The sequence below is a fragment of the Sphingopyxis alaskensis RB2256 genome (genome assembly GCF_000013985.1).
Classification (GTDB): Bacteria; Pseudomonadota; Alphaproteobacteria; order Sphingomonadales; family Sphingomonadaceae; genus Sphingopyxis; species Sphingopyxis alaskensis.
The window spans coordinates 1,314,865-1,335,951 of record NC_008048.1 but is presented as its reverse complement, the minus strand read 5'-3'; the positions used below and the strand labels follow the sequence as shown (position 1 = coordinate 1,335,951).

The window sequence follows — 21,087 nt, the reverse complement described above, 5'->3', positions numbered from 1 at the left end:
ATTTAGGCAGTCTGACGAAAGCACCCCGCCATGGCGCCGCTTCGGCCCATCCAGATCGGCAACATCACCATCGCGGATCCCGTGATCCTCGCGCCGATGACGGGCGTCACCGACCTGCCGTTCCGCAAGCTCGTTCGCTATTATGGCTCCGGGCTCAACGTCACCGAGATGATCGCCAGCCAGGCAGCGATCCGCGAGACGCGCCAGTCGATCCAGAAAGCGGCGTGGGATCCGGTGGAGGAGCCCGTGTCGATGCAGCTCGTCGGCTGCACCCCCTATGAAATGGGCGAAGCGGCGAAGCTCAACGAGGATCGCGGCGCGGCGATCATCGACATCAACATGGGCTGCCCGGTCCGCAAGGTCACCAATGGCGACGCCGGATCGGCGCTGATGCGCGACCTCAGGCTCGCTGCGGCGCTGATCGACGCCTGTGTCAAGGCGGTGTCGGTCCCGGTAACGGTCAAGATGCGCATGGGCTGGTGCCATGACAGCCTCAATGCCCCCGAACTCGCGCATATTGCCGAGGATCTGGGCGCAAAGCTCGTCACTGTCCACGGCCGCACGCGCAACCAGATGTATCGCGGCGAGGCCGACTGGGGTTTTGTGCGCAAGGTCAAGGAGGCCGTGTCGATTCCCGTGATCGTCAACGGCGACATTTGCTCGGCCGACGACGCGCGCACCGCGCTGGCGCAAAGCGGCGCCGATGGCGTGATGATCGGCCGCGGCGCCTATGGCCGCCCCTGGCTGCTGGGTCAGGTGATGGCGGCGCTGCGCGGCGAGGGCGAGCGGCCCGACCCCGGCCTCGACGAACAATATGACGTCATCACTTCGCATTACCGCGCGATGATCGACCATTATGGCGAAACCACCGGGGTCAATATGGCGCGCAAGCACCTCGGCTGGTATGTCAAGGGGCTGCCCGGATCGGCCGAGTTCCGCAACAAGGTCAACCGGATTCCCGACAGCAAGGGCGTGCTCGACGCGCTCGAGGCCTTTTATGGCCCGCATCTGACCCGGGCCGCCGCGTGACCACGCATGCGTCGAGCATCCCGAGCTTCGACCATGACGAGCTGATCCAGTCGCACCCGGTGCCGACGTTATTGATCGACAGCGGTGGGGTGGTCCTGTTCGTCAACGCCGCGGCCGAACAGCTTTGTAACGTCAGCCGGTCGGCGATGGTCGGGCGCGTTATCTATGACGTCATCCAGATGGATCGCAGTTATCGCCAGCGGATGAACGACGCCGCGACGTCGGCGCTCTTTGCGCATCGCGCCGAAATCACGCTTGGCGGCCGCAAATCGGTCTTTGTCGACATGCAGATGGTGCCTTATGGTCAGAGCGGCCATCGCATCCTCGCGCTCATTCCTTCGCAAAGCGACACCGAACTGATGGGCGGCGCGATCGGGCGGTCGAGCCGCGCCGCGGGGGCGGCGGCGTCGATGCTGGCGCACGAGATCAAGAATCCGCTTGCCGGGATCAAGGGCGCGGCGCAGTTGCTCGCGCGCAAGACCGGTGCCGGCGGGGAACGCTTCACGACGCTGATCTGCGCCGAGGTCGACCGCATCGCGACGCTGATCGACCAGATGGAGCATTTCTCGCGCGGGCAACCGATCCTCTGCGGGCCGATCAACCTCTATCAGCCGATCCATCAGGCGATGGAAACCGCGCGCGCGCGCCAGTTTCCGGGTGTCCGCTTCGCCGAGGATTTCGACCCGTCGCTGCCGCTCGTCCACGGCAACCACGACGCCATGGTGCAGATATTGCTCAACCTCGTGACCAACGGGTGCGAAGCGCTGGCGGGACGCGACGATGGCGTGGTGCGGATCGCGACCGCCTATCGGCACGGCCTGTCGATCGACAATGGCGACGGGCGCGGACGTATCGCGCTGCCGATCGAGGTCAGTGTCAGCGACAATGGCCCCGGCGTACCCAGGGACATCCGCGGCGACCTGTTCGATCCGTTCGTGACGACGAAGCGCGAGGGGAGGGGACTTGGCCTTGCGCTCGTCGCCAAGCTGGCGCGCGACATGGGCGGGACGGTGCAGCATATGCGCGATGGCGACTGGACACGCTTTCGCGTCCACCTGCCGGTCGCGCAAGCAAAGGGACGGGGATGAGCGAAGGCAAGACGATCCTGCTGGTCGAGGACGATCCGGCGATCGCGATGGTCATCCGCGAAACGCTCGACGGCGAATGCGGCCTTCTCGCGTCGGTCGGCAGCATCGCCGAACGCAACGCCTGGCTCGCCGCTCACCGCGCCGACCTCATCATCACCGATGTTGTCCTGCCCGATGGCGACGGCATCGACTCGCTGGTCCATGCCGGAGTCGATCCTGCAACGCCGGTGATCGTGCTGTCGGCCCAGAATACGCTCGACACCGCGGTCCGGGCGACGGGCATCGGCAGCTATGATTATCTGCCCAAGCCCTTCGACCTCGACGAACTGACCGCCAGCGTCCGCGCCGCGCTGCAACGCCGCGTCGAGGCAGCCGCGAGCGACGCCCCGCCGCCTGCCGACAGCCACGGCCTCGTCGGCCGCGCGCCGGCGATGCAGGCGGTTTACCGGACGATCGCCCGGCTCGCGACGAACGATCTCGCGGTGCTGATCCTCGGCGAGTCGGGGACAGGCAAGGAGGTCGTTGCGCGCGCGATTCACGCCACCGGGCTGCGCCGCGACGGCCCCTTCGTCGCGATCAACATGGCGGCCATCCCGCGCGAACTGATCGAGGCCGAACTGTTCGGTCATGAAAAGGGCGCCTTTACGGGCGCGCACAGCCGCAATGCTGGCCGCTTCGAACAGGCGGCGGGCGGAACCTTGTTCCTCGACGAGATCGGTGACATGCCCCTGGAGGCGCAGACGCGGCTATTGCGCGTGCTGCAAAGCAACGAGTATTCGACCGTCGGCGGCAGCCAGGCGCTCCGCGCCGATGTGCGCGTGATCGCCGCGACGCACCGCGACATGCGCACGCTCGTCGCCGACGGTCGCTTTCGCGAAGATCTCTTTTACCGGCTCAACGTCATCCCTGTGACCTTGCCGCCGCTGCGCGACCGCCGCAGCGACATTGCTGCGCTCGTTCGCCATTTTGTCGAGGTCGGGCGCGGATCGGGGCTTCCCGACCGGCAGTTCGCGCCCGAAGCGATGCAATGGCTCGAACGCCACGACTGGCCGGGTAATGTCCGTGAGCTGGGCAATGTGGTGCAGCGACTCGCGGTGCTGTCGCGCGATACCGTCGTCACCGCACGCGAGGTCGAGATGGTGCTGCGCGACAATGACGAAAGCGGCGGCGTGGCCGATCCCGCGGCACTGATCGCGCGCGCCGTCGACGACTGGGCGCGCGAAAAGATGGCGAGCGCCGAACCCGACGGCGGGATTCACGGCCAGCTCGAGGCGATCGTCGAGGCCGCACTGTTCCGCCGCGTGCTGCGCGATGTGCGCGGCAACCAGCTGGAGGCGGCGCGGCGTCTCGGCATCAACCGTAACACGCTGCGCAAGCGCCTCGCTCAGCTGGAAATCGATCCGCTGCATCCCTGAAGCGCAGCCTGTTCGCGGCGAACGGGCATGGCGGGCGCGATTGTGTGTTTTCTATGCAACAGGAATGTCGTAATGAAGCAACAATGACGCCTGTGGCTGCCCCGACCTTCGACATGGATTCGGACAGATCGAACGCGCGTGCGGGTTTCTGGCGCTTCGGCGTTCCCGAATATTATGCGCTCGCGGCCATGGTCAGCATCGCGATCGCCACCTATATTTTCGTGACCGGCGACGCGCAGAGCGAGCGGCTTCTCACGCCCGCACTGGTGGCCGCGATCATGGTCGCCAATCTGGTTCCGGCGATGGCGTTGATCGTACTGATCGGCAGCCGCGTGGCGCGCACGCGCGCTGTGCGGTCGATGGCGGGAGGCAACGGGCGCCTGCACGTTCGCCTCGTCGCCCTCTTTTCGCTGATTGCGGCAACGCCGACATTGCTCGTCGTGATTTTCGCTTCGCTGCTCTTCCAGTTCGGTGTCGATTTCTGGTTTTCGGACCGCTCGCGCGGGATGTTCGAGAATGCGGCGAACCTGGCCGAGGGTTATTATCAGGAAAATCAGCGTCAGGTCGGCGCAAACACCTTTGCGATGGCGACCGATCTCGGCATGCGGCTGCGGCAATATCCGATCGATGCACCGGGATTTAACGACTATTATTTTCAACAGGTTGTCGTCCGTAGTTTGAATGAATCGGCGATTATCGAGATCGGACGCGATGGCGTTGCGCGGACGGCGACGGCGATCGACCCAGACGAACGGCCCGCGACGAGCCGCCTCACTCCGCAAATGATCGCGCGTCTCGACGCGGGCGAAGATGTCGTTGTCGTGCGCCGTTCGGACCGTATTGAGGCTGCGGCCCGCTTGCCGGGCACCGACCGCGCCTTTGTTTATGCGTCGCGCGACACCAATGTACCGGGTTTTCAGCAATCGGCGCGGGCCAGCGCGGTGCTGGCCGATTACAATCAGCTCTTTGATCGCTCGCAGATGCTTCAGTTGCAGTTCAACGGCGCGCTTTACCTCGGCTCGCTGCTCCTGCTCGCGCTGGCCGTGATCGCTGCGATCGTGGTCGCCGACCGCATCGTCCGGCCGCTCGGCACGCTGATCGGCGCGACGCGGACCGCGGCGGGCGGCGACCTGTCGGTTCGCGTAACGCCCCCCGAGCGCGACGACGAGATTTCGGTGCTGACGCGCGCATTCAACCGGATGACCGAGCAGCTCGAGCGGCAAACGCGTGCGCTCGTCAATGCGAACGAGCAGCTCGAGGCGCGGCGCAGCTTTATCGAGGCGGTGCTGAGCGGCGTGTCTTCGGCGGTGGTATCGGTCGATGCCGACCGCCGCATCCTGCTCGCCAATGCCGCGGCGGAAAGGCTCATCGGTCGCTCGGCCGACGAGCTGACGGGACTTCTGCTGGACGAGGTCGCGCCCGAGCTGGCGCAATTGCTGACCGGGAACGAGCGCGAGGCGATCGTCCAGCTTGTGCGCAAGGACAGCGAACCGGCGACACTCGCGGCGAAGGCGGTGGCGCAGGGTGACGGCTTCGTCCTCAGTTTTGAAGACATAACGCAGCAATTGCTCGATCAGCGTCGCGCCGCCTGGTCGGACGTTGCGCGCCGGATCGCGCACGAGATCAAGAATCCGCTTACCCCGATCCAGCTTGCCGCCGAGCGGTTGCAGCGCCGTTTCGGCGACCGTGTCGAGGGCGATGCGCCGACGTTCCGCAAGCTGACCGACACGGTGATCCGCCAGGTTCACGACATGCGCCGCATGGTCGACGAGTTTTCCAGCTTTGCGCGAATGCCCAAGCCGACCTTCGGCGTCGAGGATGTACGAGACATCTTGCGGCAGGCGGTGTTCCTGTTCGAGGTTGCCAAGCCCGACATCGCCTTCACGGTCAGGACGCCTGCCGAGGTCGAACCGCTGGTGTGCGACCGTCGCCTGCTGTCGCAAGCCATAACGAACATCGTCAAGAACGCTGTCGAAGCAATTGAAGAAAAATATAAAAACTCTGACGCAACGGCTGTTGGCTCGATCCGGGCGGAACTGGAGATTGGCGCGCACGATGCGATCGTGATCCGCGTCACCGACGACGGTATCGGGCTACCCGAAGCGCGCGACGCGATCGCCGAACCCTATATGACGACGCGGCAGGGCGGGACGGGCCTCGGCCTCGCCATCGTCAAAAAGATCGTCGAGCAACATTATGGCGAACTGGAGTTCGCCGACAATCCGGCGGGGCAGGGGACGTGCGTAACCCTGACGCTGCACCCCGAACGGCTGCGGCCGCTGGCCGGGCAGGGCGACGACAATGGTCCGGGCAAGAGCGAGACGGTTCCGGGACGCATCCGCAACCGGAAGGACAGGGAAGACCATGGCGCTTGATATTCTGATCGTCGATGATGAACGCGACATATGCGAGCTCGTCGCTGGGGTCATGGAAGACGAAGGCTATGAAGCGCGGACCGCGTCGGACAGCGATTCGGCGCTCGAAGCTATCCGGCAGCGGCGCCCGTCGCTGGCGCTGATCGATGTCTGGCTCCAGGGCTCACGGCTCGACGGATTGGGACTTGTGGAGGCGATCAAGGCGTTCGACCCGACGCTGCCGATCATCGTCATCTCGGGGCATGGCGGACTCGACACCGCGGTCGCCGCGATCCGCCGCGGCGCATTCGACTTCATCGAAAAGCCGTTTGAAGCCTCGCGCCTGCTCCACCTCGTCGCGCGCGCGACCGAGAACGAACGGCTGAAGTTTGAATATGAACAACTCCGCGAAAAGGCAGGTCCGGCGGAAGAACTCACGGGCAACAGCGCCGCGATCAACAATGTCCGCGCCACGCTGAAGCGCGTCGCAGGGACGGGAAGCCGTGTTCTCATCACAGGCGCGCCCGGTGTCGGCAAGGAGGTGGCCGCCCGCGTTCTGCACGGCTGGAGCGGGCGCCACAATGCGCCGTTCCGGGTGATCTCGTCGGCGCGGATGGATCCCGAGACGGTCGAGCTTGAGCTTTTCGGTTCGGAGGCCGAGGATGGCTCGATCCGAGTCGGCCTTCTCGAACAGGCGCATGGCGGCACGCTGTTCCTTGATGAAGTCGCCGACATGCCGCTGACAACGCAGGGCAAGATACTGCGGGTGTTGACCGACCAGAGTTTCACCCGCGTGGGAGGACGGACGATGATCCGCGTCGACGTCCGTATCATTTCCGGCTCGGCACGCGACCTGACCGTCGAGATCGCCGAAGGGCGCTTTCGCGAGGATCTATACTACCGGCTCAACGTCGTTCCGGTGCATATTCCGTCGCTGCGCGAAAGGCGCGACGATATCGCAAGCCTGTGCGACCATTTCGTCCGTCGCTATGCGGCCGACCGCCGGGTTCCGCCGCCGGAGATCAGCGCCGAAGCGATGGCGGCGCTTCAGGCGCACGACTGGCCGGGGAATGTGCGCGAACTGCGCAATGTGATCGAACGAGTGATGATTCTGGCGCCAAGCGACCGGCTGGGCCGCATCGATGCGGACATGCTGCCCGCCGAACTGGTACGGGGAGGCGCCGATATTTTGCCCAGTTCCGAGTCCATCACCACCATTCCGCTCAAGGAAGCGCGCGAGAATTTCGAGCGCGAATATCTGCGCATCCAGATCAACCGTTTTTCGGGCAATATCTCGCGTACGGCGAGTTTCATCGGCATGGAGCGCTCGGCGCTGCACCGCAAACTGAAACTTTTGGGGCTCACCGAAAGTTCGGATAATGAAAGTCCGGCTTGACGCTGGACGGTAGGTGCGCTTTGCCGCATATTGCGAGCAAGAAGAAGGTCTTGAAAGCCGGAAAACCGGCGCCGTGTCCGCGGTTTCACCGCCAAGAACAGGAGGCAAATGTGTCCGATAAAAATCAGAATCTTCAGGATATTTTCCTCAACGCTCTCCGTAAAAGTAAAACCCCGGTCACGATGTTTCTCGTCAAGGGGGTCAAGCTTCAGGGCATCATCACCTGGTTCGACAATTTCTCGCTGCTGCTACGGCGCGACGGCCAGTCGCAACTGGTGTACAAGCACGCGATTTCGACCGTGATGCCTTCGCATGATTTCGACCTGTCGCTGCTCGGCGGCAACCTGCGCGACGCGCCGGCGAGCAAGGGCAAAGCGCTGCAGGATGTATTCCTCAACGCCGTTCGTCGCTCGGATGAGTCGGTGACGATGTTCCTCGTCAACGGCGTCATGTTGCAGGGCGACATTGTGGCATTCGACCTGTTCTGCATGTTGCTCGAACGTGAGCGACAGGTCCAGCTTGTTTACAAGCACGCGATTTCGACGGTCCAGCCCAACGGTCCCATCAACCTGACCGACAATGGCGACGACGAAGCGGCGGAAGACAGCTGATCGACCCGTTAGTCACTAGCGAAGACGAGGTTACGCGCGGCACGGCCGCGATGATTATCGTGCCCGAATGGCATGGCCAGCGCCTTGCCCGCGACCTCGATGCACGGGCGGAGGAAGCGAAGGGACTCGCGCTTGCTATCGGGCTCGATGTGGTGGCGATCCACAGGCTCCGGCTGCGCCAGACGCGCGCGGCGACCCTGCTCGGAGTGGGGCAAATCGAAGCGATCGTGCCCGACATCGCTGCAAGGGGCGTCCAGTTGGTCGTGGTCGATGCCTCACTCACGGCGATCCAGCAACGGAACCTTGAAACCGCCTTCGGCACCAAGGTGATCGACCGTACCGGTCTGATCCTCGAAATCTTTGGCGAGCGCGCCGCGACGGCCGAGGGCCGATTACAGGTCGAACTGGCCCATCTCGACTATCAGGCAGGGCGGCTCGTGCGCAGTTGGACGCACCTCGAACGCCAGCGCGGCGGCTTCGGTTTCCTCGGCGGTCCTGGCGAAACGCAGATCGAGGCCGATCGGCGGATGATCCGGAACCGGATGGCGCGCATCCGTCGCAGCCTGGAGGACGCGCGGCGCACGCGCCAGCTCCAACGGACCAAGCGGCAGCGTGCTCCGTGGCCGGTGATCGCGCTCGTTGGCTATACCAACGCCGGAAAATCAACCTTCTTCAACCGTTTGACCGGTAGCGACGTCATGGCGGAAGACATGCTCTTTGCAACGCTGGACCCCACGATGCGCGAAATCCGTCTGCCCGGCATCGACAAGGCGATCCTGTCGGATACGGTCGGTTTTGTATCCGACCTGCCGACCGAACTGGTCGCGGCGTTCCGCGCGACGCTGGAGGAGGTCACGACCGCCGACCTGATCGTCCACGTCCGCGATATCGTACATCCCGACACCGACGCGCAATATGAAGACGTGCGTGCGATTCTCGACTCGCTGGGCGTCAATGGGCCGCAGGACGGGGAGGGCGCCGACACTGCAAGCGCGATCCCGCAGATCGAAATCTGGAACAAGGTCGACACGGCCAACGTCGATCGACGCGCGGCGATCGAAGACATGGCGGCGCGGCGCAGCGACGTTGCGATCATTTCCGCCGCCACGGGCGAGGGGGTAGAAGCTGCACGGACGCTCATGGCGTCACAATTGACCGCACGCCACCAGGTTCAGCGCATCTACCTCGGTTATGAACAGGGCGATGCAGCGGCATGGTTGCATGCGCGCGGTGAAGTGCTCGCGGACGAAGCTGAAGGCGAGGGGCATGTGCTGACCGTTCGGCTCGATCCGGCGGATCGCGCCCGCTTTGAAAGGCTGTGGCCCGCTAACGGCCCTCCGTCGCCTTGACGGCTTTCCAGTGCGCCTCCTGCGCGCCGAGCGACAGTCCTGCCAGGGAACCGCCCGCCCGCGCCTCCATTGCGGCAAAGCGCCGCGCGAACTTCAGATTGGCGTCGCGCAGTGCGCTTTCGGCATCGACGCCCATCTTGCGGGCATAGTTGACGACGGCGAAGAGCAGGTCGCCGATCTCTTCGTGGCGCTCGACGGCATTGGTGGCGTCGGCAACCTCCGTCAGCTCCTCGACAATTTTTTCACGCGGACCGTCGATGTCGGGCCAATCAAACCCGACCCGCGCGGCGCGATCCTGAAGCTTCTGCGCGCGCAGCAGCGCGGGAAGCGAAAGGGCAACCCCCGCGAGCGCGCCCTGCGCCCCGTCGGCCGCCCGCTCTTCGGCTTTGATCGCCTCCCATTGCCGAGTCGCATCGTCGGTTGGCGCATCGTCAAAGATATGCGGATGGCGCCGTTCCATCTTGTCGCTGATCGCATCGGCGACATCATCAAAAGTGAAAAGGCCGCTGTCGGCCGCAATCTGCGCATGAAAAACGACTTGAAGGAGCAGGTCGCCAAGCTCGTTGCAGATTGCCGCAGGGTCGCCGCCTGCAATGGCATCGGCAACCTCATAGGCCTCCTCGATCGTATAGGGCGCGATCGTCGCAAAGCTCTGCGCGAGATCCCATTCGCAGCCGCTGTCGGGGTCGCGGAGCTGCCGCATGATGGCAAGGAGGCGGTCGATGGGGGCTGCGGCCAGGGTCTCGGTCATAGTCGTCACGCCACTCCAATCGGGGTTGGCGCGCCCGCGAGAGGCGGCCATGGGAACGACGCGGCAGAGCCGATTCGACCTGGATGTCGGCAGCAGCGCCGCGTCCGCCATAGCGCAACATCATGTCATCTCAAGCGATATGGGTGGAGGGCAGACCCGCACTCAGTCTGCTTCGGCGGCCATCGCGCCCGAACGGGCTCGTTCGGCAAGTGCCATTGCGGGTCCGACGAGGATGAGGGTCGGCGCCGAGCCTGCAAGCGCGCGCGTCGCAAGGTCGAGCAGGTCAAGCCGCGTCGCCAGCCGCTGTTCGTCGGGCAGGCTGGCATTGCAGGTGACGAGCACCGGCGTGGCGCCGGACATCCCGGCCTCGATCAAACGCCTTGCGATATGACCCGCCACGTCGCGCCCCATGTAGAAAGCAAGCGTCGAACCTCCCCGCGCCAGCGATGCCCAGTCGAGATCGAGCGCGGCGCCGCGGCGGCTGTGCGCGGTCACGAACCGTACATCGCGTGCAACGCCGCGAAGCGTGAGCGACAAGCCGGCCGACGCCGCCGCTGCGCTGGCCGCCGTTATTCCGGGGCAGACGCACACCCGGAAACCTGCCGCCTCGATCGCTGAAATTTCTTCGGTCGCGCGGCCGAAAACCATCGGGTCGCCACCCTTGAGCCGGACGACGCGCTTGCCCGCGCGGACGGCGCCTACCAGCATCGCATTGATCGCGGACTGATCTTTCGAATGACGACCCGACCGTTTCCCGACGTTCACGCCTTTGGTGCCTTCGCGGATCAGGGCGCGTACGCGCTTGCTCACCAAGGCGTCGTAAAAGACGATATCGGCGCGGCTGATCAATCGCACGGCCTTCATCGTCAGCAGGTCGGGATCGCCGGGGCCTGCACCGACGAGCCAAACCGTGCCGGGGGCGAAATCATCAGGCTGCATTGCTGGTCTCCTCGGTCAGAATACGGGCAAGCGCGGGGCGGCACGACCCGCAGTTGGTGCCCGCGCCCAGCGCAGCGCCGATCGCCGCAACATCGGCGAGGTTCTGGTCGCGGATCGCGGCGACGATCGTTCTGAGCCCGATGTCGAAACAGACGCAGACGATCGGCCCGCGGTCGGCCTGTACGCCCGGCGCGCGACCGGCGAGCAGCGTGGGGGCGATTTCGGGCGCGGCAAGTTGTGCGATCAACCAGTCGCGGGGGGGCAGATTGCCGGTTTCGGTCGCGAACAGCGCGCCCGCGAGACGGCCGTTCGCGACGATGGCGATACGCCGCGTCCCGCGTGCAGCGTCGTGCGCTTCAATATGTTCGCCCTTGGGCAGAAGCGCCTCGATTGCCTTGAGATCGCCATTGCCTGCCAGTTCCCACAGCACGCCCGCTGGCACCGCGACGCGCGTCGCCCACAGGCAGCGCGGCGTGGTTGCCAGTTCGCGTGCGAGCAGCAGGAAGGCGCGCCATCTCGTCTGGACCGGAGCGATGGCGGCGGGGGTGCGCTTGAAACCCGGCTGGCCCGAGAGAGGGTCGACGAGCGGGCGCGGGAGCAGGCCGGTGCGGCCGCCGCTGCTGGTGCGGTCGGTCCAGTGGATCGGAACAAAGATCTCGCCGGGGCGCTGGCCATCGTGGAACGCGACGCGGTAGAGGCTGTCGCCCTGCGGCGTTTCCACGTGCGCAAGGCCACCGTCGGTAAGGCCGAGTCGCGTACCGTCGTCGGGGTGGACCTCGACGAGCGGCTCCTCGCGGTGACGTGCCAGCTTTGGAGCGAGTCCGGTGCGCGTCATCGTATGCCACTGGTCGCGGTAGCGGCCGGTGTTCAGTGTGAGGGGCCATTTGGCGAGCGGTTCCGGCAGCGGCCTTTGCGCAACGGGGACGAGGCGCGCCCGGCCGTCTTCGGTCGGGAACCGCCCCTCGGCGAACGGATGATCGCCGCCCCAGCGAAAAGGCTCCATGGCATCATAGGCTCCATTGCCGCCCAGTGCCGCACCCGGCAGGGAAAAGATGCGCGCACCGTCATTGTCATAATTCGACAGACGGCAATGCTCGCGCCAGATGTCGGCGGGGCGGTCGTAGGTGAAGGCGTTTTTCCAGCCCATGCGCCGCGCGACTTCCTTGACGATCCACCAGTCGGGCATCGCTTCGCCGGGAAGCGCGAAAAGTGCGCGCTGGCGGCTGATCGTGCGGTCGCTGCCCGTGACGGTGCCGTCCTTTTCGCCCCAGGCGGCGGCGGGCAGGCGGACGTGCGCGAAGGCGCCGGTATCGGTCTTTTCCATGACGTCGCTGACGACGACAAAGGGGCAGGCGGCGAGCGCCTCGCGCACGCGGCCCGCGTCGGGCATCGACACCGCCGGATTGGTCGCCATCACCCACAGCGCCCTGATCCGCCCCTCGCCGATCGCGCGGAACATGTCGACGGCTTTCAGGCCCGGCTTTTCGGCCATTGTCGGCGCCGCCCAGAAGCGCTGGACGCGCGCGCGGTTTTCCTGTCCGAAATCCATGTGCGCGGCGAGCGTCGACGCGAGACCGCCGACTTCGCGCCCGCCCATCGCATTGGGCTGGCCGGTGATCGAAAAGGGGGCGGCGCCCGGCTTGCCGATGCGCCCGGTTGCGAGGTGGAGGTTGAGGATCGCATTCACCTGGTCGGTGCCCGCGGTCGACTGGTTTATCCCCTGGCTGAACAGGGTGACGGCGCGCGGGGTCGCTGCGAAGAGGTCGTAGAAATGCCTGAGGTCGGCGGCGGCAACATCGCAGATGCGCGCCACCGACCACAGGTCATTCCCCTCTCCAAGCCTGTCCCAGAAATCCTCTGGCACCGCGACATGCGCGGCAAGATAAGCCTCGTCGATCGCGCCCGCCTCGCGGCTGTACTGGAGCAGGCCGTTCATCAGCGCCACGTCGCTGCCGGGGCGAATCGCGAGGTGAAGATCGGCTTCCTCAGCGGTTTCGGTGCGGCGCGGGTCGATGACGACGAGCTTGGCTCCCGCCTCGCAGCGGGCGCGGATGCGCTGATAAACGACCGGATGGCACCAGGCGGTGTTCGATCCGACAAGGATGAACAGGTCGGCCGCGTCGAGGTCGGCATAGGTCGCGGGAACGACGTCCTCGCCGAACGCGCGCATGTGCCCGGCGACCGCGCTCGACATGCACAGCCTTGAGTTGGTGTCGATGTTGGCGGTGCCGATGAAGCCCTTCATCAGCTTGTTCGCGACATAATAATCCTCGGTCAGGAGCTGGCCCGACACATAGAAGGCGACGCTGTTCGGACCATGGCGCGCGATCACCTCCTTGAAGCGCTTGGCGACGAGGTCGAGCGCCTTGTCCCAGCTGGCGCGCTTGTTGCCGATCATCGGATGGAGAAGGCGGCCTTCGAGCCCGACCGTTTCGCCGAGGTGCGTGCCCTTGGAACAGAGTTTGCCGCGGTTGGCGGGATGGTCGGGGTCGCCTGCGATATCGACCGTGCGTTCGCCGGTCACCGTTGCGCTTATGCCGCAGCCGACGCCGCAATAGGCGCAGGTGGTCCTTATAGCCCTCTCCCCTTCAGGGGGGCGCCGGGTCGGATCGTCCCCCGGACGATCCTCAACCGTGCGGGGCACGGTTGACCCGGCACCGGTTGGGAGAGGGGGCGGGGGCAGGGAAGCGCTCAACTGTCGCTCCCCTCTCCCCGGCCCTCTCCCCTGAAGGGGAGAGGGTGATTCACGCCGCCGCCTTCAGCGTGCTGGCGCGGCAGATTAGGACGCGGCCGCCGTCGATCTTGACCGGAACCGTCGGCGTGCAGCCCTGGTCGTCGCCCAGCGCCTCGCCGGTCGACAGGCTGATCCGCCAGTTGTGCAGCGGACAGGCGACCGCGCCGCCATGGACGATGCCCTGGCTCAGTCGACCATGCTTGTGCGGGCAGCGGTCGAGGAGGGCGAAGACCTTGCCCTCTGCGGTGCGAAACACCGCGATATCGTCGCCGCCCGCGACCTGCACGGTGCGACTGCCGCGCACCGGAATCTGGTCGACCCAGCCGATGTCGAGCCAGTCTGCGGTGGTGGTCATGCCAGTTCCTCCTGCGGGATGAAGCGCGCCATCGGCGCATGATGTTCGGCCTCGGCGCCCTCGGCGCGCTGTGCCCAGGGATCGTCCTGACTGAAGCTTTGCGAATGGAGAAAGCGAGCGCGCAGCGCCTCGCGGCCCGCCGGATCGTCGAGCAACCGCCCCTTCACATAGTCGAGCCCGACGCGCTCAATCCACGGCGCGGTGCGCTCAAGATAGCGCGCTTCCTCGCGGTAGAGCTGGATGAAGGCAGCGCAATAGTCCATCGCCTCCTGTTCGGTCGCGACCTTGCAGAGCAGGTCGGTCGCGCGGACATGGATGCCGCCATTGCCGCCGATGTGCAGCTCATAGCCGCTGTCGACGCACACGACGCCGAAATCCTTGATCGTCGCCTCGGCGCAGTTGCGCGGGCAGCCCGACACGGCGATCTTGAACTTGTGCGGCATCCAGCTGCCCCAGCTCATCCGCTCGATCTTGACGCCGAGGCCGGTCGAATCCTGCGTGCCGAAGCGGCACCATTCGGACCCGACGCAGGTTTTTACCGTGCGCAGCGCCTTGCCATAGGCGTGGCCCGAGACCATCCCGGCGGCATTGAGGTCGGCCCAGACCGCGGGCAGATCCTCCTTCTTGATGCCGAAGATGTCGAGCCGCTGGCCGCCGGTCACCTTGACCATCGGCGCATTGTACTTCTCGACGACATCGGCGATCGCGCGCAGTTCGGTCGGGTTAGTCAGCCCGCCCCACATGCGCGGCACGACCGAGTAGGTCCCGTCCTTCTGGATATTGGCGTGGAGGCGCTCGTTGACGAAGCGGCTCTGCTGGTCGTCGACATAGTCGCCGGGCAGCGCGCAGAGCAGATAATAGTTGAGCGCCGGACGACAGGAGGAGCAGCCGTCGGGGGTCGTCCAGTGCAGCTTTTGCATCACTTCGGGGATCGAGCGCATATTCTGCGCGACGATCTCGCGGCGGACGTCGTCGTGACCGAAGCTGGTGCATTTGCACATCGTCTTGGGCCCGGCCTGCACCTCGTCGCCGAGCGTCAGCGCGAGCAGGGTCTCGACGAGGCCGGTGCAGCTGCCACAGCTCGCCGACGCCTTGCAGGTGCTGCGCACCGCGTCGAGGCTGTGCGCTCCCTTGGTGATGCACGACACGACCTGGCCCTTGGTGACGCCGTTGCAGCCGCAAATCTCGGCATCGTCCGAGAGCGCCGCAACGGCCGCCTTAGGGTCCGCCGCGCCTCCTCCAGCGGCGAAGGCCTGGCCGAAGATCAACAGATCGCGGAGGCCGGAGACATCCTCCTGGCGTTTGAGCAGGTCGAAGTACCAGCTGCCGTCGGCCGTATCGCCATAGAGCACCGCGCCAACGATGCGGTCGTCCTTGACGATCACGCGCTTGTAGACGCCGCGGCTTGCATCGCGCAGCACGATGTCCTCGCAACCGTCGCCGCCTGAAAAATCGCCCGCCGAAAAGACGTCGATCCCCGACACCTTCAGCTTGGTCGAGGTCACCGAACCCCGATAGCCCGACGGTCGTTCGACCAGACCGTCGGCGAGGCTGCGGCACATGTCCCAGAGCGGCGCGACGAGGCCGTAAACCTGTCCGTCATGCTCTACGCATTCGCCGACCGCGAGAATGTCGGGATCGCTGGTCACCATATGGTCATCGACCAAGATGCCCCGCCCGACGGCAAGCCCGGCATCGCGTGCGAGCGCGATCGAGGGGCGGATGCCGACCGCCATGACCACCAGATCGGCGGGGATCAGCGTGCCATCCTTGAGCTTTACGCCCTCGACCTTGACCTCGCCGACGATCTCGGCGGTGTCGGCGCCGGTCAGGATCGTCTGGCCGCGCGCTTCCAGCGCCTGTTTCAGGAGCCAGCCCGCCGCTTCGTCGAGCTGGCGTTCCATCAGGGTCGGCATGAGGTGGAGCACGGTGACCTTCATGCCGCGCAAGGACAGGCCATGCGCTGCCTCGAGCCCGAGCAGCCCGCCGCCGATGACGACGGCGCTGCCGCCCTGTTCCGCGGCGCTAAGCATCGTGCCGACATCGTCCATGTCGCGGAAGGCAATGACGCCGGGCAAATCCTTGCCGGGAACGGGAATGATGAAAGGATCGGACCCCGTCGCAATCACCAGCTTGTCATAGGTTTCGACGATGCCGCCGCGCGTCGTCACGGTCCTGGCCGCGCGATCGAGTGCAACCACCGGGTCGCCCGCGACCAGCGCGATGCCATTGTCCGCATACCAGTCGGCATCGTTGATGACGATATCCTCGAAGCTTTTCTCGCCTGCCAGCACGGGCGAAAGCATGATGCGATTGTAATTGACGCGCGGCTCTGCGCCGAAGATCGTCACGCGATAGCGCGCCGGGTCGCGCGCGAGCAGCTCCTCGACCGCGCGGCATCCGGCCATGCCGTTGCCGATGACGACGAGATGCGCGCGCGTGTCGGCGTCGGGGGAGAGGGGGCGATGTTCCATCAAAGCGTCCAATCGAATTGCAGCCAGATTTTATCGGTACCGGTGGCGAAGCTGTTGGCTCGATAATGCGCGTAACGTAACGAACCGGTGATCTTGCCCAGCTTGGCGCTGGCGAGCAGGTCGATCTCGTCCCCATAGGCGCGCGATGCGCGGTCGCTGCGATAGTCGTGATAGGCGGCCTGCACGGTAACGGCTTTCAGCGGGCCGACCGCCTTCCAGCTCCAGCCCGCGCTGGCATACAGGTCGCGGACCCCGTCGGGCGGGGTGACGAGGAACTTGTCGGCCCAGCCCTGAAATTTGAAGCCGGTGGCAAGCGGGGTCTGGAAACTGGTGAGCGAAATCCCCTTGTTGGCGCCGAGTATCTCGTACCCGGCGCCGACGCGGGGGCCGCCGAAATCGACGGCAACATCGGCCAGATAATAGTCGGCGCTATAGTCGTTGGGGTTATGGTGCCAGTCGGACTGGCGGGCATAGCTCAGCTGCCAGCCGATCTTCGCCTTGCCGAGCGACTTCGATCCATCGAGCCGGGCGCCATAGCTCTGGCTCGACATGCGGAAACCCTGCATCTCCGCTTCGTCCTGGTCGACCAGATAGGCGAAGGCGCTGAGCTTGCCGACGGGGGTCCGGGCGCCGACATTGGCGAAGAGATTGTCGCCCGACACTGCCTGTTGCCGCGCCCCGGCACCGTCGATGCCCCAGATGGTGCGCACGCTCCACGCATAGGCGAGATCGACCTTCACGCCCTTCACCGGCGTCACCTCAGCGCGCACCGCGTCATAGCTCTGGCCGTTCTGACGAAAGCCGACGCTGCCGACGAAACGCTCGTCGTCGAAGCCGATCCGCTGGCGCCCCGCGGTCACCGTAATGGCGGGCGCGGCATAGCGAAGCTGCGCGCGGGCGAGGGCGATGTTTTCGGGGTCGGCGATGATTGGCCGGGTCGCGGCGCCGTGGAGCCCGTCGAAATAATCGTCGATGATGGCGAGATTGCCTTGCCCTTCGACCAGCGCCGACCAGCGCCCCGCCTTGGCCTCGACCCCGGCGCGGACGCGCAGGGTGAGGGCTTCGGCATTGGCGGCGAGGCCGTCCTGATCGACGTTTTCGTAGCGGAGGCGGGCTTCGCCAACCGGCTCTAGCTCGACGGCCTGGGCATGTGCCGCCCCGGCCGGCGCGAGCGCCAGCAAAAGGATGAGGGTGCGGGTCATGGCTAGATCCGTACGCCTTCGGCGGCGCCCCAGGTTGCGCGCCACTGATTCTTGACAAACATCAGGGCGATGAGCGCGGCAACGGCAAGCCCGGCGAAGATATAGAAGCCCGGCGCAAAGCTGCCGCTCCACTGCTTGGCAAAGCCGAGCGAGGAGGCGAGGTAGAAGCCGCCGATGCCGCCCGCCATGCCGACCAGCCCGGTCATCACCCCGATCTCGGCCGAAAAACGCTGCGGCACGAGCTGGAACACCGAGCCATTCCCCGTGCCGAGCGCGAGCATCGCGATCACGAACAGGCCGAGCGCGGCGGCGAGGGTGTCCGCCTGCGGCACCCCGGCGAGCGCTAGCGCCGCGACGACAAAGACCATCATCAGCGCCTTGACCCCGCCGATCCGGTCGGCGAGCGCGCCGCCCATCGGCCGCACCAACGACCCGGCAAAGACGCAGGCGGCGGTGCAATAGCCCGCCATCACGGGGCTCAGATGGAACTGGTCGGTGAAATAGATCGGCAGCGATGCGGCCAGCCCGACGAAGCCCCCGAAAGTCACCGAATAAAAGGCCATCAGCCACCAGGCATCAGCGGTCTTGAGCGGCTGGAAATAGTCGACCAGCTTCTTGGGCGCAGGAGCGTTCGGCGCGTCTTTTGCCATGAACGAATAGAGGAAAAAGACGATCGCCAGCGGGATGCAGGCGAGGCCGAGCACCGCGTTCCAGCCGAACATCACCGCGAGGCCGGGGGCGAACAGCGCTGCGAGCACGGTGCCCGAATTGCCCATCCCGGCGAGCCCCATCGCCTTGCCCTGATGCTCGGGCGGATACCAGCGGCTCGCGAGCGGCAGCGCAATCGCAAAGCTGGCCCCGGCGAAGCCGAGCACCACGCCGAGCGCGAGCGTGCCGGTGAAGCTGGTCACCCCCATCAACCAGGCGGTGAACAGCCCGGCGATTACGATCACCTGGCTGATCGCCCCGGCGCGCTTGGGGCCGATGCGATCGACGAGCAGGCCGTTGACGACGCGGAGCAGCGCCCCGGCGAGCGTGGGGACTGCGACCATCAACCCCTTTTGCGCGGGGGTCAGGCCGAGGTCGGCCGAAATCGCGGGCGCCAGCGGGCCGAGGATTACCCACACCATGAAGGCGAGATCGAAATAGAGAAAGGCGGCGACGAGCGTCGGCCAGTGCCCGCTCGCCCAGAAACTCGATTTGGGGGCCGCTCCGGCCCCCGCGCTTGCAGTCGTCATCGTCCGTCCCCTTCGTGCGACGGGCAATAAAAAAGCCGCCAGGACGGCGGCCGCGCGGGCGCATCCTGACGGCTTCATTGCCATGTCGGAATGTGGAAAAAGGCTTCCCACCCGCCTCGCGGACCGGCCCCGTCGTTGGAGCCGTTACCGCTTTATCCTGCCCCGGCAGCCTCGCCGAGTGCCCTTAAGGTGACTGATTCGCCTGTTCGTCGCAAGACTTTATTTCGCAGTTGCAGCATAAAGTTCGAAAGAGCAAAAAGTCATTCCAGTCCAGCAAGATAGGACTGGATATCGTCGGGATCAAAGGCACGTCCGTCGAAAAAAAGGTCGCTACCGAGGGTCAGACGGCCCTGGACCGAACCCGCGCCGATGGGTTCGTCGAGCCCGCCTTCGAGTTTTGACGATGCGCCGGGCAGCGGCGCGCCGGTGCCGGCCAGCGCAGCGCGGTAGATGTCGGGACGGAAGACCGCAGAAGCCGTCGCGGCATCGGCTTCGGAGAAGGGGTTGCTGTCCCAGCGGATCATTTGCGAATAAAGCCAGGCCGCCTGACTGCGCCACGGGAAGTTCGCGGCCTCGCGATACTGAAACATGAAATCGGGATAGTGGATCGGCTCGCCGCCGGGGACGACGCGAATGCGGTCGGTGATCGCGCGCAGCACCGCATCGCGTGGCGCGTCCAGATATTCGGGACGCGCCAATATGTCGGCGCTTTCCACGGTGGCGTCGGGCATGACAAACTGCGCCGCCGCGGCATGGAGTGCTCGAACGAGTGCTTCGACGGCGTCGCGCCGTTCGTCGACCACCGATTCGCGCAGCGCGAGCACCTTTTCGACTCCGCGCCGCCAGATCTGCGCGGTTGCCAGCGCAATTTGCCCGACCCCGCGGTCGACCGCGATCGAGTTCCACGGCTCGCCGACACATATGCCGTCGACTTCGCCCGCAGCAAGCGCGTCGGCGGCGAAGGGGGGGCTGGTGACGACGATCGTGACGTCGGCGTCGGGATGGATGCCGACGCCTGCGAGCCAATAGCGCAACATGTAATTATGGCTCGAATAGCGATGGACGACGCCGAAACGCAGCGGATTGCCGGCCGCCTTGCGCGCAGCCGCAATCACCCGCAAAGCCTGGCCGAACTGGACGGGATCGCCGAGTTGTCGGCCAAGCCCCGCTTCATCGGCGAGACGGGTCGAGACGGTCACTGCATTGCCATTGAGCCCTAGAACGAACGGCACCGCGAGCCGTACCGGCGGCCGGTCACGCCCAAGCGTCGTCGCGATCGCCAGCGGCGCAATCATGTGTGCGGCGTCGGTGTGCCCATAGAGCAGCCGATCGCGCACCGTCGCCCAGGTCATGTCGCGAACCAGTTCGATACGCAGTCCCTCGCGCCCGGCAAACCCCATCTCGTGCGCCAGAATCGGCAGCGCGGCGTCGACCAACGGCAGGAAGCCGATGCGAAAGCTTTCCGTCATCATTCCATGTCTCCCAGCAGCGTTTCGCTGGTCACTATCGCTTCGGCGATCTCGACGATACGACGGTTGGTGCGCATCGCCTGACCACGCAGCAGCGCATATGCCGCCGGTTCGTCGATCTGCCGACGCTTCATCAATATCGCCTTTGCACGATCGATCACCGCGCGCTCTGCGAGCGCATTCTTCGCTTCATCGAGTTCGCGTTGCAGGCGCGAAAAGGCCTGGAAACGCCTTATGGCCAGGTCGACAACCGGCTTGATCCGCTGTTTCGAGAGGCCATCGACGACATAGGCCGACACGCCGGCGTCGATTGCTGCTCCCGTCGCTTCGGCATCACTTTGATCGACGAACATCGCAATCGGTCGGGCGAGCGCGCGCGACATGGCGAAATAGTCTTCCAATTGGTCGCGGCTGGGATTTTCCAGATTTATGAGCACCACTTCGGGCTGTGCCGCTTCGATCTGGCGAACGAGGGGACCCGCAGGATCAATCAGCACCAGATCGTCGAGACCGGCTTCGCGCAAGCCATCGGAAATGATGGCGGCGCGCGTCATGCTGGTGTCGATGATCGCTATCCTCATGCGCGCGCCTTAAGGCGCGCGGGGGGATTCTTCCAGCCGGATGATCGCCGCCATGCAACGTCTCGGCCAGAAGGGCCCAAGACCGATGGAAAGGGGGGGACG

16 protein-coding genes are annotated in these 21,087 nt (G+C 65.5%); 7 read left to right on the top strand and 9 right to left on the bottom strand.

From position 1 onward, the window contains the following. Nucleotides 1–30: 30 nt before the first annotated feature. From dusB to hflX, 7 genes are all read left to right on the top strand, one after another. On the top strand, nt 31–1,029 hold the full coding sequence (gene dusB / locus SALA_RS06450) for a tRNA dihydrouridine synthase DusB (protein ID WP_011541574.1): 999 nt from the start codon (nt 31–33) through the stop codon (nt 1,027–1,029). Then, the gene (locus SALA_RS06445) at nt 1,026–2,117 is read left to right on the top strand and encodes a two-component system sensor histidine kinase NtrB (protein ID WP_011541573.1); all 1,092 of its coding nucleotides are present in this window, start codon (nt 1,026–1,028) and stop codon (nt 2,115–2,117) included. The genes dusB and SALA_RS06445 overlap by 4 nt, the downstream gene beginning before the upstream one ends. After that, entirely contained in the window at nt 2,114–3,532 is a 1,419-nt protein-coding gene (locus tag SALA_RS06440; RefSeq protein ID WP_011541572.1) for a sigma-54-dependent transcriptional regulator, read from the top strand. The genes SALA_RS06445 and SALA_RS06440 overlap by 4 nt, the downstream gene beginning before the upstream one ends. An 83-nt stretch (nt 3,533–3,615) precedes the next feature. Beyond that, nucleotides 3,616–5,907 (top strand): sensor histidine kinase, encoded by a 2,292-nt coding sequence (locus SALA_RS06435; RefSeq protein WP_153802649.1) that lies wholly within the window; start codon nt 3,616–3,618, stop codon nt 5,905–5,907. Then, nucleotides 5,897–7,282 carry a sigma-54-dependent transcriptional regulator gene (locus SALA_RS06430; protein ID WP_011541570.1) on the top strand — a complete coding sequence of 462 codons (1,386 nt, stop codon included), beginning with the start codon at nt 5,897–5,899 and terminating at the stop codon, nt 7,280–7,282. The genes SALA_RS06435 and SALA_RS06430 overlap by 11 nt, the downstream gene beginning before the upstream one ends. A 110-nt stretch (nt 7,283–7,392) precedes the next feature. Then, a complete protein-coding gene (gene hfq, locus SALA_RS06425; protein WP_041383800.1) occupies nt 7,393–7,893 on the top strand; it encodes an RNA chaperone Hfq in 501 nt (166 codons plus the stop codon). A gap of 50 nt (nt 7,894–7,943) precedes the next feature. Continuing rightward, nucleotides 7,944–9,242, top strand: a complete 1,299-nt coding sequence (hflX, locus tag SALA_RS06420; protein WP_011541568.1) for a GTPase HflX — start codon at nt 7,944–7,946, stop codon at nt 9,240–9,242. Here hflX and mazG read toward each other — a convergent pair. From mazG to SALA_RS06375, 9 genes are all read right to left on the bottom strand, one after another. Further along, nucleotides 9,220–9,993, bottom strand: a complete 774-nt coding sequence (mazG, locus tag SALA_RS06415; RefSeq protein WP_011541567.1) for a nucleoside triphosphate pyrophosphohydrolase — start codon at nt 9,991–9,993, stop codon at nt 9,220–9,222. The genes hflX and mazG overlap by 23 nt on opposite strands. Nucleotides 9,994–10,155: 162 nt before the next feature. Next, nucleotides 10,156–10,932, bottom strand: a complete 777-nt coding sequence (cobA, locus tag SALA_RS06410; protein ID WP_011541566.1) for a uroporphyrinogen-III C-methyltransferase — start codon at nt 10,930–10,932, stop codon at nt 10,156–10,158. After that, complete coding sequence (locus tag SALA_RS06405; RefSeq protein WP_041383798.1) at nt 10,922–13,507, bottom strand: nitrate reductase; 2,586 nt, start codon at nt 13,505–13,507, stop codon at nt 10,922–10,924. Before SALA_RS06405 ends, cobA begins: the two co-directional genes overlap by 11 nt. 169 nt (nt 13,508–13,676) lie before the next feature. Continuing rightward, nucleotides 13,677–14,021, bottom strand: a complete 345-nt coding sequence (gene nirD / locus SALA_RS06400) for a nitrite reductase small subunit NirD (RefSeq protein WP_011541564.1) — start codon at nt 14,019–14,021, stop codon at nt 13,677–13,679. Beyond that, complete coding sequence (nirB, locus tag SALA_RS06395) at nt 14,018–16,495, bottom strand: nitrite reductase large subunit NirB (RefSeq protein WP_011541563.1); 2,478 nt, start codon at nt 16,493–16,495, stop codon at nt 14,018–14,020. Before nirB ends, nirD begins: the two co-directional genes overlap by 4 nt. Further along, nucleotides 16,495–17,697, bottom strand: coding sequence for a hypothetical protein (locus tag SALA_RS06390; RefSeq protein WP_011541562.1), 1,203 nt, complete (start codon nt 17,695–17,697; stop codon nt 16,495–16,497). The genes nirB and SALA_RS06390 overlap by 1 nt, the downstream gene beginning before the upstream one ends. Nucleotides 17,698–17,699: 2 nt before the next feature. After that, on the bottom strand, nt 17,700–18,935 hold the full coding sequence (locus SALA_RS06385) for a nitrate/nitrite transporter (RefSeq protein ID WP_011541561.1): 1,236 nt from the start codon (nt 18,933–18,935) through the stop codon (nt 17,700–17,702). Nucleotides 18,936–19,195: 260 nt separating this feature from the next. Next, a complete protein-coding gene (locus tag SALA_RS06380; protein WP_011541560.1) occupies nt 19,196–20,407 on the bottom strand; it encodes a CmpA/NrtA family ABC transporter substrate-binding protein in 1,212 nt (403 codons plus the stop codon). Then, nucleotides 20,404–20,985 (bottom strand): ANTAR domain-containing response regulator, encoded by a 582-nt coding sequence (locus tag SALA_RS06375; protein WP_011541559.1) that lies wholly within the window; start codon nt 20,983–20,985, stop codon nt 20,404–20,406. Before SALA_RS06375 ends, SALA_RS06380 begins: the two co-directional genes overlap by 4 nt. Between the last annotated feature and the right edge of the window lie 102 nt (nt 20,986–21,087).